This is a genomic window from Chitinophaga sp. H8, from assembly GCF_040567655.1.
Taxonomy (GTDB): domain Bacteria; phylum Bacteroidota; class Bacteroidia; order Chitinophagales; family Chitinophagaceae; genus Chitinophaga; species Chitinophaga defluvii.
The window spans coordinates 29,312-43,711 of record NZ_JBEXAC010000001.1; the positions used below are offsets into that span (position 1 = coordinate 29,312).

Consider the following 14,400-nt stretch of genomic DNA (forward strand, 5'->3'; position numbering starts at 1 on the left):
GGTTTATAATGCTTCCTGTTGGCTGTCAAATGCAATTATGGCAATACGGTAATTTGTTTTCCTTCCAACCTGAAATGCAGGTCGCTGGCTTCCAGAATGGTTAACGTTTCCGATAAGTTATAGCTGCGTAATACTTTTCCGGTAAATCTGCGCGTCGTGATAGCACCTTCATATTTGATGTCTACATCATACCAGCGGCTTATTTCCCGCATGATAGTGGAGATATCCGCTTTTCTGAAGGAGAAGAAACCGTTTTTCCAGGCAATTACCTGGCTAGCATCCGTGACAGGTACTATTTTAATCCCGCCATCTGTTTCCAGTTGTGCCTGCTGCCCGGGAGATAGCATACTGCTGCCACTGGAGGTTACTAATTTTACACTCCCTTCCAGTAAGGTGGTTTTAATGGTTTGTTCATCTGCATAAGCCTTCATATTGAATTGCGTCCCCAATACTTCTACCTGCAGGTGGTTGGTTTTAACGATAAAAGGTTTGGCAGCATCTTTAGCTACTTCAAAATACCCTTCGCCGGTAATGCTCACGATGCGTTCCTTACCAGTAAAAGCGGTAGGGTATTTCAGTTCACTCGCAGCATTCAGCCATACTTTGGTCCCATCAGGCAATACCACCTGATAATTTCCTCCCCTTGGCACGGTGAGCATATTCATAGCAGCTTTTCCTGCTGCAGTACCTGCATGGTATATCAGGGCCGCCCGTTGTTTGCTTACCTGGGTACCGGCTTCTTCCGCAATGGTGCCTTCGGCAGACTCATTTAATTCTACTACATCACCATTAGCCAGTGTAAGCCTGGCTTTATTAGTGCCGGGTGCTATTACGGCAGCCTTAATGGGCTCCGCCTGCTGACGTGACTGAAATAGCCACAGGCCACCGGCAGAAAGTAATATTATTGCGGCGGCCGCCCAGGGAATCCATCTTTTTGGTGTGGGCAGCATACGCACCGGTACGGTCTTATCCTGTATCCTGGTGGTTGATTTACTTTGTACAATCTCCTGCCGGAGATGGTTAAACATCCGGGCTTTTACATTGTCCAGCGTCTCCGGCTGAGCAGTACTTACTATTTCAGTTTCTCCCTCATTCACATGATCATACCACTCATGGAGTATTTGCTGTTCCGCTACAGTGGCTTCGCCATCCAGGTATTTTTTTGCTAATAAACTGATCTTCGCTATATCCATTAAACACAATTAGAAAGATGAACAATGCCCCCTTTATATAAAGTAGAGACATGGCAAGCGGATTTACACGTGAAAAGCAGCAAATTTTTTTTCAGCGGGAAGTAACAAGTGCGTCTAAGGATAATAAGGATTTAGGAAAGGTACAAAAATCAATGTAAGGAAACAATGCATAAAAAATATTAGCCTACTAATTTGGTAGAGTAATGGATATTTTATAATCTTGTACTTCAATTTATTGCGATAATGAGTAGTGCCAAGTCTTTTTCTGCAGTTCGATGTTGCGGCAATGCTGATTGCTGCTGATCATTCCTTTGGCCTGATTGTCTGTCATAGGTATCCAATCCTGATTTCTTTATTTTAAATTACTATAAATGAATACATGTCATTCATGGCTTACATTGCATTGATAGCAATGTAAAAGGCCGGAAACTGTTCCAGCAGTTCCGGCCCGGAAAAATAAGTCATCCCGTTGATTGGGCTATTCTCATAGCCTGCAGAGTACCTATTTTTTTACTTAACGCAAATATAATGAAAAAGTCATTTAGCTATGGCATGCTACTTTCTGCCATGGTGCTTTCACAGGTGGGTGTTGCTCAAACAGGCAATGCAACAGGCAATGCGCCAGTCACTACCCAACCCGCACAGAATATCTCCTTTAGCGGAAGAATTATTGATGGAAAAACCAGATTGCCACTAAGTGGGGCTAACGTTCATATTACGGGTACCACACATGAAGTGCTGACAGATGATAAGGGAAGATTCAGCTTCCTTACCGGACAGCATTTCCCGGTTACCCTGGTGGTAAGCCAGCCTGGTTACCTGGTTCGTGAATTTCAATTGCATGATAGTAACCCGGTAGATATTATTCTTGCTGAAACGCCCAGCCAACTGAACGAGCTGGTCATCATCGGATATGGTACGCAGAAAAAGGCCAGCCTTACCGGAGCGGTAAGCAGCCTGGATCAAAAAATACTTGCCAACCGGCCCATTACTAACTCCACGCAGGCCTTGCAAAACCTGCCGGGCGTATTTACCAATCAAACCAAAGGCCGTCCGGGCGATGATGGGGCCACTATCCGGATCAGGGGTGTGGGAACACTGAATAATAGTAATCCCCTGGTATTGGTAGATGGGGTGGAGTTTTCCCTGGGAGATGTAAATCCAAATGATATAGAAAGTGTAACCGTATTAAAGGATGCAGCTTCCGCTGCTATCTACGGCAACAGGGCGGCGAATGGTGTTATCCTGGTTAAAACAAAAACAGGGAAAAAAGGCAAATTCCAGCTGGACTATAGCAATTATTTCGGCACTCAGCAAGCTACCCGCTTTCCCGATGTGGTGAGTAACATGGTGGAATACATGAAGGGGAAAAACCGCGCGCTGGCCAATGAGGGTAAACCCGCTGAAAGTTCACCGGCATTAATAGATGAATACAGCAAAGGAACGGATCCGTTTATTTATCCTGATAACAACTGGTTCGATATCATGTTCCGCAAAGCGGCTATCCAGGAACATAATCTCCGCTTATCCGGTGGTAGTGATAAAACCAGTTTTTCATTGTCATTGGGTTACCTGAACCAGGAAGGCATCATGATTGAAACCTATGCCAAAAGATATTCCATCAACCTGAATGTAAGCTCCCAGCTTACAAACAAACTAAAAGTAGGAGGAAGTCATATTGGTAATTTCTGGACTAACCGTGAAAGCGCCTACACGGCAGATGAAGGGAATGGGGAAGGCGGCCTGATGGGACTGATTTACAGAGGGCTGCCTTTTCAGGCGCCCTACGCGGCAGATGGTTCCTATGCAGACCAGTGGATACGCGTACCCGGTCATAACTTTTTCCGAAATCCACTCGCTTTGTCCAAAGAAGGATTCCGGAAAAATAATCAATACCACACACTGACGAACCTGTTTGCAGAATACCAGCTGCCATTTAATATACGCTACAAAACAACTGTGGCAGCCAATATCCGGTACGGGATCGAAAAATTCAATTATCCGCAGATCTACCTGACCAACCCTAAAACCGGCGTGATAAGTCCTATAGGTAATACCCCCTTAAGAGGGATTAACCAGGTGAGTAATCATGTGATCAACCTCACCAACTTCCATACTTTAACCTGGGATCAGAGAATTGGTAAACATGGTGTTGGTGCATTGGGCGGATTTAGTGTGGAAAGTTTTAATGATGGTAATTTCTCCGCTTACAACCAGGGCTATCTGGGTAACAACCTGTCAGAACTGAATGCAGGCAGCACTTCTCCGAAAGTGGGCGGTACCTCCGGACAATCCAGACTGCTTTCTTATTTCGGCCGCGTCAATTATGATTTTGATGAAAAGTATTTATTTGAAGTCAACTTCCGCTACGATGGCTCTTCCAGATTTGCGGCAGGAAAACGCTGGGGATTCTTCCCCTCTTTCTCAGCAGGATGGCGACTGAGTGAAGAAGATTTTCTGAAGGACTTTAAAAACCTGAGCAACCTGAAACTGCGGGCATCCTATGGAAAACTGGGGAACCAGTCTATCGACCTGTTCAGCTATGTGGATGCTATTACATTGGGACAGAACTACAATTTCAACGGCAACATCGTGAGCGGTGCCGCTATTACACAATTGAGTGATCCGGAAATTACCTGGGAAACTACCAGCATGACGGATATTGGACTGGAAGGAGGTTTTTTCAAAAATAGGCTGACGTTTGAACTGGATTATTTTAATAAAAAAACAACTAACATCCTGCGGCAGGTAAGTGTACCAGGACAGGTGGGCAACCTGGGCGGTCCTTTCCGGAATATAGGAGCAGTGTCTAATAAAGGTGTGGAAATCACCTTAGACTACCGTGGCAGTATCAGCCAGTTTCGCTATTCCATAGGTGCTAATGTGACTTACCTGGAAAACAAAGTGACAGATCTGAGAGGGCAAAAATACTATGGTACCAATACCATTACCACAGAAGGCGCTGCTATCGGATCTTTCTACGGACTGGAAGCGATAGGGATTTTCCAGAATGCATCAGAGGTATCGAAACATGCGTTTCAAAACGCAGGCACCCAACCAGGAGATCTTAAATATCGTGATGTAGATGGAAATGGTGTTATTGATAATAACGACAGGGTTGTGATTGGCAACAGCATTCCTAAATATACCTATGGTTTTTCCCTGAGCGGGGAATTTAAAGGAGTTGAGCTATCTGCCATTTTCCAGGGAATAGGAGATGTGGATACTTATCTTACCGGTAATCTTGCACAACCTTTTAAGAATGGCGCTGGTGTTACCCGGGAATGGCTTACCGATTCCTGGACACCTGAAAACCCCAATGCCCGGTTACCCAGGCTGACTACCTCCAACGGATATCCGCAGAACTTTATTACTTCCAGCTTTTGGGTACAGGATGCTTCTTATCTCAGGTTAAAAAATATACAGTTGAGTTATACACTTCCTCCCAGGTTAGTGGCGAAGGCAGGGTTCACTAAGTGTAAAGTATTTGTGAATGCACAGAATTACCTGACTTTTTCAAAATTCAAGTTCAGCGATCCCGAGAGAGATGTGACAAGGGCTAATCTTATTGAATATCCTGTAGCAAAGAGTATCACAGCAGGCGTTAATATTTCACTTTAATAATACGACCAACATGATTTACAAAAATATAATTGTTGCGATAGCAGCCACAGCATTGCTGAGCTGCAATAAATTCCTGGAACTGGAACCCACCGACCGTTTTACACAGGACACCTATTGGACTACTGCCGATCAGGGGCTGGCAGCATTGAATGCTACCTATGCAGTACTGGTAAACGGAGGCTCCTTATATTCTGCCAGAAATAGCGTATACCTCGATGCATTAACGCCTAATACTTATCAGTACAATGCTGATGAGAACATTATCTCCCGCGGACTGCACAATGCGTTAACAGACAAGTTCAATACCACCTGGAATACAAGTTATCAGGGAATTGGCCGCGCCAATAATTTTCTGGCCAATATTGATAAAGTGAATATGACCGCATCGCTGAAGGAAAGGTATAAAGCGGAGGCAAAATTTTTACGGGCACTCTATTATTTCCCGCTCTGGAATTTATATGGCGGCGCACCCCTTATTACCGAGGCTACCAATTTCAAAACACAGGCTACGCTGCCGAGGAATACAGCCAATGAATTGCTGACACAGATTTTAAAAGATCTGGATGAGGCAGCAGCGAATGATGTATTACCACTGGCATATACCGGTGCAGATAAAGGCCGGGTTACCAGAGGGGCCGTGCTGGCACTAAAAGCAAGGGTGTTGTTATATGCAGGCCGTTGGGAAGAAGCTGCTACTGCTGCTAAAAAAGTGATTGACCTGAAATCCTACGCATTGTTTCCGGATTACAGGGCACTGTTTTATCTGGAGAATGAAGGGAATCAGGAAGTGATCTTTGATGTGCAGTACAAGTTCCCTGAGTTTACCCATTCCCTGGATGTAAGCCTGGACCAGCAATTGGGATCTGCCCCGTTGCCTGGACTGGTAAATGATTATTATGCAACAGATGGTAAGCCTATCAGCGAATCAACAAAATATGACCCGCTGAAACCTTATGAAAACCGCGACCCCCGGCTGTCTGCCACGGTAATTATTCCGGGTACTGTTTTTAAAGGAGCCATTGTTACAGATATCCAGTATCCCAGCACCGGCTATGGTCATAAAAAATATACTATTTTCAAGGACAATGAAAAACCCACCATTGTACCTACGAGTAATACTTCGGAATTGAATTATATAGTGCTGCGTTATGCAGATGTATTGCTGATGTATGCAGAGGCCCAGAACGAAGCTTTTGGTCCTGCTTCCGGTGGTGATAAGGGATTAACGCCGGTAGAGGCGATCAACCTGGTGAGGGCAAGGGCTAAGATAGCAGATGTTCCGGAAGGGTTATCCCAGGAGCAATTGCGTAAAGAGATCCGCCACGAGCGCAGGGTAGAACTGGCTGGCGAAGGCTTGTATTACTTCGATATCAGGAGATGGAAAACAGCAGAGCAGGTACTGAATACAGATGTGTATAATATAAAGGGAGAGCGGATAGACAGCAGGGCATTTAATGCCGGCCGCGATTATCTCTGGCCTGTTCCGTCGGTAGCAATACAGGAAAATCCTGCCTTAGCACAGAATCTTAATTACGGAAAATAAATAATTCAGCATGATGCAGTATAAAAAACTAATTGCTTTAATCGGTTTTACCGGAATGTTAGGCGGAACACTTGTTGCCCAGCAAAAGGTAAAGCGGCCTAATATCATTTTTATCCTCGCGGATGATCTCGGCTATGGCAACCTGAGGAGCTATAATAAGAGCTCCCCTATACCCACACCTCATATAGACCGGCTGGCGGCTGAAGGTACCCGCTTTACCCGTTTCTATTCCGGCAATACCGTATGTGCACCCTCCCGTGGCGCCCTGATGACAGGGTTCCATATGGGACATGCATATATACGGGGCAACAGCAAAGCTAAAGATGGCAAAGGTGCTTTGCGGGCACAGGATACCACACTGGCCCAGCGCCTGCAACAACAGGGTTATGTAACCGGTATGTTTGGAAAATGGGGACTTGGTGATGCAGAAACCCAGGGCGCTCCGCATTTGAAAGGCTTTAATGAATTCTTTGGTTATCTCGATCAGTCGCATGCACATGACTATTACACAGATCATTTGTTTGAAATCAGGGATCACCAAACCGTGGAGGTAAAAGTAGATACTGCAGCTTATACAGAAGACCTGATCATCGACAAGGCATTAGCATTTCTGCGAAAACATCAGGCAGCCCCTTTTTTCCTCTATCTGCCATTGACCCTTCCACATGCCGAGCTGAAAGTACCTCAGGCATTATTACAGCAGTTCCAGGATGCGGCTGGCCGGAGCAAGCTGCCGCCTGAAACACCTTTTGAGAAAAAAGGTAATTACGACAGCCAGGACCAGCCACACGCAGCATTTGCTGCGATGGTATCAAAACTGGACCAGGATGTAGGACGTGTGATTGACCTGGTGCAGTCACTGGGACTGGATAATGATACTTACATATTTTTTACCAGCGATAACGGACCTCATAAAGAGGGCGGCGCAGATCCGGTATTTTTCCAGAGCAGCGGCCCTTTAAGAGGAGTAAAGCGGGACTTGTATGAAGGCGGTATCAGAGTGCCCTTGCTGGTCCGGGCACCGGGAAAAGTGCCTGCCGGAAAGGTCAATCATCAGGCATGGGCTTTCTGGGATATTCTTCCAACAGTAAGTGAGCTGACCACCACGCCTGTTCCTGCCGGTATTGATGGCATCGCGCATACAGCAGTGCTTGCAGGAAAACCGCAATTGCAGCAGCATGAATATTTCTACTGGCAATTCAGGGAAGGTATCCTGAAAGAAGCGGTGATCCGGGGAGACTGGAAACTGATCCGGTTCAAGGATGTGGGCGTAAAAGAAGTGTTGGAGTTATATAACCTGAAGACAGACATTGCTGAAAAAAACAACCTCGCGCTGCAGTATCCGGCGGAAGTAAAAAGACTTAAAACTATCCTGTTACATGCAAAATCACCGGCAGAAAATAAAACGTTTGACTGGTCGGATGCAGAACAATAAAACTTACTGCTATGTATGTTCATAAATGCACGGTTTACCTGTGCTCATTATTTACCCTGCTCATTTTTCAATTGCAGGTGTATGCCCAGACTACCAAAGACAAACCCAATTTTGTGATCATCCTGGCAGATGATATGGGGTATTCTGATATAGGCGCTTTTGGTTCGGAGATACAGACACCTCATCTGGACCAGCTGGCTGCCCAGGGATTGCGGATGTCGCAATTCTACAATGCTTCCCGTTGTTGTCCCACACGTGCATCATTGCTCTCGGGACATTATCCGCATAATGCCGGTGTAGGGAGCATGAATAAAAACCTGGGTAAGCCAGCTTATCAGGGGTATATTAACAAGCAGAGCATCACGATTGCCGAAGGATTAAAATCTGCAGGTTATTTTACGATGTTGTCCGGAAAGTGGCATGTAGGTAATGAACCGGATCAGTGGCCGCTATCCAGGGGATTTGACCGCTTCTTTGGATTAATCGGGGGAACCAGTAATTACTTTTACCCACATCCGTTTAAGTTAGGCCCGGAAGATTATTTTGTGCTGAATGACAAAAAGCTGGATGATTATCTGACAGCAGTAAAACCCAAAGATTACTACCTTACCGATGAGTTTGGGGATTATGCGCTGAAGTTTCTGGAAGAAGCTAAAACGCAGCAAAAACCATTTTATCTGCACCTGACCTTTAATGCCCCGCATTTTCCTATTCAGGCCAGGACCGAAGATATTGCCAGGTATCTCGGAAAATATAATAAAGGCTGGGACAGCCTGCGGTATGACCGTTATAACCGGTTGCTGGCAATGGGGATCATCAAAAAGGAATGGCAGTTATCTCCCCGCGATACACTGATCCCTGCATGGTACCAGATGCGGCCTACTGAAAAGGAAGCCTGGGAATTAAAGATGGCCGTATATGCAGCAATGATTGACCGGCTGGATTATAATGTAGGCAGGGTATTGAATAAGCTGAAGGAAATGGGGGCGGAAGAAAACACCGTAGTGATCTTTCTTTCTGATAATGGAGCCAGTCATGAGTACCCGTTTCCCAATCGTAAACAGGCAGATTCATTACTTAGTTTAAAAATAAAAGCATTGCCTGCCAGCGATCCGCAGTCTTTTGCCAGTTATGAATACAACTGGGCCAATCTCAGTAACACACCTTTCCGTGCATTCAAGCATTGGGAGCATGAAGGAGGAATCAGTACACCTTTTATTGTAAGGTATCCGAAGTTGATAAAAGCCGGATCACTTAATCACCAGCCAGCGCATATTGTTGATATACAGGCAACGGTTTTTGAGTTGGCAGGTGTAAAATATCCATCCCAATATCAGGGAAACAATTTAACACCACCGGATGGGGTATCGCTGGTAGATGTTTTTAAGGGCAAACCCTGGAAAGGGCATGATGTACTTTATTGGGAACATCAGGGCAATAAGGCCGTGCGAAAAGGAGCGTGGAAAATCGTTTCCAGTTATCCGGAAAATAAATGGCGGTTGTTCAATATGAATACGGACCGGACAGAGTTGCATGATCTGGCAGAAAAACAGCCCGGTAAACTGCAGGAGTTGATTGCATTATTTGATAATTGGGCAGTAAAGTCAGGAGTAGAAAAATGGCCGGATATTAACAGGCATTGATAGGATAACGGGCTGGCGAAAGGGTATTATTTAATCAACATAAACACCACGGCGAGTGTGAGGTATTCTCTTTTTTGCCGCATCACCTGCATTACCCGGGCTACATAGCCTTCGGCGGTACGGACAGATACGCCGAGTTCTACGGCTACTTCTTCCAGCGGACGGTCCAGCAGTTTATGCTGCAGGAAAACAATGCGGTGTTTTTCCGGAAGTTCACCAGCCAGCTTGCTCAGCATTTCCAGCAGGAATTTATTATCTATATCAAATGCAGGCGCTTGTTGAGGAGTGGTGGAGTGCAGGGTAGTAGTTTGTTCCTTTTTGCGTTGCAGATTGGCCATATGCCGGTATACGGCATATCTTACCATAGCTGCCAGATAAAAGGGCAATGATATGATGGTAAGATCCGCTCTTTTATGCCACAGGTTCAGGAATACCTGCTGTACAATTTCTTCCGCGTCCTGCGCTGACTGCAGACGCTTGTGGGCCATAAAATAGAGTCGCTCCCAATACTTGTTGTAGATGTCGGCAAAAGCAGTTTCATCTCCATCTTTCAACAATGCTAGTAGTGATATATCACTGGATTCTTCCATAATTCAGACAGTGTTGATACTGCAACGGTATAAAATTACACAAAAGTGCCTGATTCATTACTATATGCACTGTAATACTTACGCAGATACCTGTACATAGTTATCGCATCGGCGGAGGTACATAAAAAAAGCTGCCCGGATTTCTGCGGGCAGCTTTTTTTATGTGCTTCAATAATAGATTAGTCTACAATGATTTCGTCTACAAACAACCATGCAGGACTGCCTGCACCGGGAGCGCCGGCCGGAATTTTACCATTGTTTTCAGCCACTACTTTTACATAACGGCCTCTCACGTTGTCCAGTTTTCCACGCACCTGGTTAATCCCATTTTTATCAAAAGTATTTTGTTTATATACTTCCTTAAATGTTTTGCCATCATCGGATACGAAGAAGGTAACCTGCCTGGGAGGGTAGATCCAGTCTCCTTTAGCGCTCAGGGTATTCAGGCCCAGCAGGTGAATATCCTGTATGCTGTCCAGCGCAATGGTAGCCGTCATATTACCACCATTATATCCCAACCATTGGTTGTCACTGAATTTCTCCGCTCCTTCAATACCATTTACCAGGGCTTCGCTGCCAGGGTTGTAGTTTTGGCTGGGAGGGGTGGCCAGGGTTACTTTTTTGCCCAGTGCATGGTGAAATAAAAACGTTTGTACGTACTCGTTGCCAAACCGTTTATCCTCCTGATATACTGCTGCACGGATATCACCTGTTTGCTGTACAGGGATCGGTGTCATGTAGGGCGTGGATTTGGGGGTAGGGGCACTGCCATCTGTTGTATATACTATTTTCCCGCCATCCAGTTTGGTATCCAGCTTCAGCAGTACACCACTGCTGCTGTCTGTGATTATTTCTCCTCTTACTTCAAATACATGTTTGGCGTAATTCACGTTTTTCATATCCAGGCGGTGTACATGTACTTTCAGCCTTTCGAGGAAATTGTCGTAGTCCCTTTTATCTTTCGGACTCCACACTACTTCTGCCAGTGCTACTGCCCTTGGGTATACCATGTATTCTGCATAGTCGGCATTATCTATATATTCTGTCCACAGATTACCTTGCGCTCCTTTGATATATTGTGCTTCTTCTTTCGTTAATTCTTCCGGTACAGGTTCATAACTATATATTTTACTTACAGGTACAAAACCTCCGATAGCCAGTGGTTCATTTTTACCCTGCGACTGATAATAATCCAGATAACAATAGCTACTTGGTGTCATGATCACATCATGTTTTTGTTTGGCTGCTGCAATGCCACCTTCTATACCACGCCAGCTCATTACCGTAGCGTTGGGTGCCAGTCCGCCTTCCAGTATTTCATCCCATCCAATGATCTGCCTGCCTTTTCCGTTCAGGTATTTTTCCATACGCTGTACAAAATAGCTTTGCAGTGCATGTTCATCTTTCAGCCCCAGGGTTTTGATCCGCTGCTGGCATTTAGGACATTTTTCCCAACGTACTTTAGGCGATTCATCGCCACCTATGTGAATATACTTGCTGGGGAATAATTCTATCACTTCATCCAGCACGTCCTGCAGAAAGAGGAACACGCTGTCATTACCAGCGCAATACACATCATCCAGTACGCCCCATTGAGTACCTACTTCATAAGGTCCGCCGGTGCAGCCCAGGTAGGGGTAGGCGGCCAGTGCTGCCAGGGAATGCCCCGGCATTTCTATTTCAGGTACTACCGTTACAAAACGAGCAGCCGCATACTTTACCACGTCTTTTATTTCTTCCTGAGTGTAATAGCCGCCATAAGGGTTGCCATCATATTTTTTATCACTGTAAGGGCCTACCATTGATTCTTTACGGCGGGAAGCAATTTCCTGCAGGCGCGGATATTTTTTTATTTCAATACGCCAGCCCTGGTCCTCCGTCAGGTGCCAGTGGAACGTATTCATCTTGTGCATGGCTAGCAGGTCGATGTACTTTTTGATAAAGTCTACCGGGAAAAAATGACGGCCCACATCCAGGTGTAATCCCCGGTAGGAAAAGCGCGGATAGTCTTCTATGCTTACCGCAGGGATATATAAGGCAGTGGCCTTTTGTACCGGCAGTAACTGGATCAGTGTCTGGATCCCATAGAAGGTACCGCTGCTGTCATTGCCCTTGATAGCGATATGGTTATTATCTACCTGGAGGGTATAACCCTCTTTATGTGTCTGGTCTGCTGTGGTTTGTAATACGATGGCGTTTTTATCGCCGCTGTCTTTTATTTCCAGTTCATAGCCGGTAAGTTCTTTGAGCCAGGCGTTGAAGAGCGCTGCCGTTTGTTTATCAGCAGGTGTGGTGGCTACTAAAACCGTTTGCTTATCCAGCAGAAAAGAGTCTGCGTTTTCTTTCACACTCACAGGCATGGGAATAATACTCACTTTGCCCTTGGGCGCGTTGGCATGCTGGTTGGTGCTGCAGCCCCACAAGCCGAGGCCTGTAAGCAGCAAACAACAACGAAGAATAGTTGTCCGGGTCATGATTGATTTTTTATAACACATGTAAAGGTAGCAATTAGCGAAAAATCCCGGCTACCTGAAAGGGGGCCGGGATCTTAAAATGATCATGCTGTACAGACCATCAGATATCTCTTATAAAAGATCAGTTTTGTATCAGTTTAAGTTCCAGTTCCGATAATACCGGCCGGTGGTCGGAAGCCACTGTTTCCTGTATGATACGGGTGCTGGTAATGACCCACTGGTGCTTGGGCGCCAGCATGATATAATCCAGTTTTAAGGTAGGCTTATCAGCAGGCCAGGTAGGCCCCAGTGGATGGGTGGCATCTGTAAATAATTCTGTCAGCGTTGTAATTTCTTTTGTAGCAGGTATTGCATTAAAATCGCCCGCCAGTATAGTAGGCATTTTAGTGTTTTTAAAATAGGTAGCTATCATGCCGGCTTGGGTAATACGGTCGGCAGGATTATCTTCCGCATCCAGGTGGGCACATGCAAACTGCAGGAGGCTGTCGCCCGGCAGTTTTACCGTTACCAGGCCCATGGCACGGGGTTCAATACCTTTACTCACCGGCAGGGCAATTGTTTTTTGTGAAGCGATAGGCAGGCGGGAAAGTATACCTACCCCATAACCACCACCATCATAATCCATTGCTTTACCAAAATAAGTATACATGCCCGTTAGGGAAGCCAGTTCTTTCAACTGGTTTTGCTGATTGGTACGTTTGGTAACGCTATCTACTTCCTGCAGGGCCACGAGGTCGGGATTGGTAGCCAGGATCACATTGGCAATTCCCTGAAGATCCAGCTCACCTTTCATGTTTTCACCGTGGTGAATGTTGTAGGTGAGTACCTTGAGTGTTTGCGCATGCAGTAGCATGGTGCTGCTGGCACAGGTTAAAACAACCATCAGTAAGATCCGCTTCATAATATTGATTTTAGTAACGATTCCTGTCTTTTATCCCCCGCATGCCTGCAATAACCCCGCCAGTTAAAATTACCTGGTGAAAGCCGCATTCACAGGGCGTCCTATCCATACAGCCGGTGTTTTTAAACCAAATATCCTGGCAATGGTGGCCGCTGTATCATAGGTAACAATGCTTTCTTTTATCTCATTGTTCGCTTTTACCCCTTTTCCTCTGATAATCCATGGAATTTGCATTTCCACCATGGTTTTTCCACCATGTCCTTTATTGATACCTCCATGGTCGGCACTCAGCATAATAATACTATTATCCCACATACCAGCATCTTTAATGGACTGCAATATTTTTCCAAGCAGTACATCATTTTTTTGTACCTGGGTATAATACTCCGGAATATCATGCCCGATAGCATGGCCCACTCCATCCGGCTGGTCAAAATGAATGAACAGGAAGTCAGGTTTCTTTTCCTTGATATAGGCAACAGCCGCCTCGGTGGTAGCTTCATCTGTAGGGCAATGCTGGTCTTTGTTGACCGCAGCCTTTGGAAACAGGTAGCCAATACCTTCCCAGGAATAGATCACCCCTATTTCTGCATTGGGCTTTTTATCCCTTAATAAAGTATATACAGAAGGAAACATGCCGTATTTATCCAGCTCGCGGGATGGTAATTCAGGCGTTTTACTACCCCATTCAGTAAATCCATGTAATTCCGGGCCTGCACCCATTACCATAGAAGCCCAGTTGACCGCGCTGGAAGAAGGAAGTACACTACGTGCCTGCAGGCTCCAGCTGCCGTCCTGCATCATTTGTTTCATATTAGGGATATCTGCTTTAGGAAAGCAATAAGCGCCCAGGCCGTCCATCCCTATCAATATCACATGTTTTACCCCTTTTACCTGCGCATTTACAAAGAAACCGCTTAATAAAAGTCCTGCTGCAATTACTAATTTTTTCATTGTTGGATTTGTTTACGATTGTTCAGCATAAGTTTATCAATAC

9 protein-coding genes are annotated in these 14,400 nt (G+C 45.5%); 4 read left to right on the forward strand and 5 right to left on the reverse strand.

What is annotated here, in order from left to right:
- Window positions 1-35 precede the first annotated feature (35 nt).
- Complete coding sequence (locus tag ABR189_RS00125) at window positions 36-1,193, reverse strand: FecR family protein (RefSeq protein WP_354658395.1); 1,158 nt, start codon at window positions 1,191-1,193, stop codon at window positions 36-38.
- A gap of 528 nt (window positions 1,194-1,721) precedes the next feature.
- On the opposite strand from ABR189_RS00125, the gene ABR189_RS00130 reads away from it, so the two are divergent.
- Genes ABR189_RS00130 through ABR189_RS00145 form a run of 4 tightly spaced genes read left to right on the forward strand, consistent with a single transcriptional unit; the run spans window position 1,722 to window position 9,438 of the window.
- On the forward strand, window positions 1,722-4,814 hold the full coding sequence (locus ABR189_RS00130) for a SusC/RagA family TonB-linked outer membrane protein (RefSeq protein ID WP_354658396.1): 3,093 nt from the start codon (window positions 1,722-1,724) through the stop codon (window positions 4,812-4,814).
- A 13-nt stretch (window positions 4,815-4,827) separates the two neighbouring features.
- Window positions 4,828-6,360, forward strand: coding sequence for a RagB/SusD family nutrient uptake outer membrane protein (locus ABR189_RS00135; protein ID WP_354658397.1), 1,533 nt, complete (start codon window positions 4,828-4,830; stop codon window positions 6,358-6,360).
- 10 nt (window positions 6,361-6,370) lie between these two features.
- Window positions 6,371-7,795, forward strand: a complete 1,425-nt coding sequence (locus tag ABR189_RS00140) for an arylsulfatase (RefSeq protein ID WP_354658398.1) — start codon at window positions 6,371-6,373, stop codon at window positions 7,793-7,795.
- An 11-nt stretch (window positions 7,796-7,806) separates the two neighbouring features.
- Window positions 7,807-9,438 carry an arylsulfatase gene (locus tag ABR189_RS00145; RefSeq protein ID WP_354658399.1) on the forward strand — a complete coding sequence of 544 codons (1,632 nt, stop codon included), beginning with the start codon at window positions 7,807-7,809 and terminating at the stop codon, window positions 9,436-9,438.
- A 26-nt stretch (window positions 9,439-9,464) separates the two neighbouring features.
- On the opposite strand, the gene ABR189_RS00150 is transcribed toward ABR189_RS00145, so the two are convergent.
- The 4 genes from ABR189_RS00150 to ABR189_RS00165 form a co-directional block, all read right to left on the reverse strand.
- The gene (locus tag ABR189_RS00150) at window positions 9,465-10,028 is read right to left on the reverse strand and encodes an RNA polymerase sigma factor (protein WP_354658400.1); all 564 of its coding nucleotides are present in this window, start codon (window positions 10,026-10,028) and stop codon (window positions 9,465-9,467) included.
- Window positions 10,029-10,207: 179 nt separating this feature from the next.
- Entirely contained in the window at window positions 10,208-12,502 is a 2,295-nt protein-coding gene (locus ABR189_RS00155) for a glycoside hydrolase family 20 protein (RefSeq protein ID WP_354658401.1), read from the reverse strand.
- A gap of 121 nt (window positions 12,503-12,623) precedes the next feature.
- On the reverse strand, window positions 12,624-13,403 hold the full coding sequence (locus ABR189_RS00160) for an endonuclease/exonuclease/phosphatase family protein (protein ID WP_354658402.1): 780 nt from the start codon (window positions 13,401-13,403) through the stop codon (window positions 12,624-12,626).
- Between the two features lie 69 nt (window positions 13,404-13,472).
- Window positions 13,473-14,357, reverse strand: coding sequence for an alkaline phosphatase family protein (locus ABR189_RS00165; RefSeq protein ID WP_354658403.1), 885 nt, complete (start codon window positions 14,355-14,357; stop codon window positions 13,473-13,475).
- Between the last annotated feature and the right edge of the window lie 43 nt (window positions 14,358-14,400).

Coding starts and splice junctions, on each gene's coding strand:
- ABR189_RS00125 (WP_354658395.1), bottom strand. CDS start 1,193: ATGGATATAGCGAAGATCAGTTTATTAGCAAAAAAATACCTGGATGGC.
- ABR189_RS00130 (WP_354658396.1), top strand. CDS start 1,722: ATGAAAAAGTCATTTAGCTATGGCATGCTACTTTCTGCCATGGTGCTT.
- ABR189_RS00135 (WP_354658397.1), top strand. CDS start 4,828: ATGATTTACAAAAATATAATTGTTGCGATAGCAGCCACAGCATTGCTG.
- ABR189_RS00140 (WP_354658398.1), top strand. CDS start 6,371: ATGATGCAGTATAAAAAACTAATTGCTTTAATCGGTTTTACCGGAATG.
- ABR189_RS00145 (WP_354658399.1), top strand. CDS start 7,807: ATGTATGTTCATAAATGCACGGTTTACCTGTGCTCATTATTTACCCTG.
- ABR189_RS00150 (WP_354658400.1), bottom strand. CDS start 10,028: ATGGAAGAATCCAGTGATATATCACTACTAGCATTGTTGAAAGATGGA.
- ABR189_RS00155 (WP_354658401.1), bottom strand. CDS start 12,502: ATGACCCGGACAACTATTCTTCGTTGTTGTTTGCTGCTTACAGGCCTC.
- ABR189_RS00160 (WP_354658402.1), bottom strand. CDS start 13,403: ATGAAGCGGATCTTACTGATGGTTGTTTTAACCTGTGCCAGCAGCACC.
- ABR189_RS00165 (WP_354658403.1), bottom strand. CDS start 14,357: ATGAAAAAATTAGTAATTGCAGCAGGACTTTTATTAAGCGGTTTCTTT.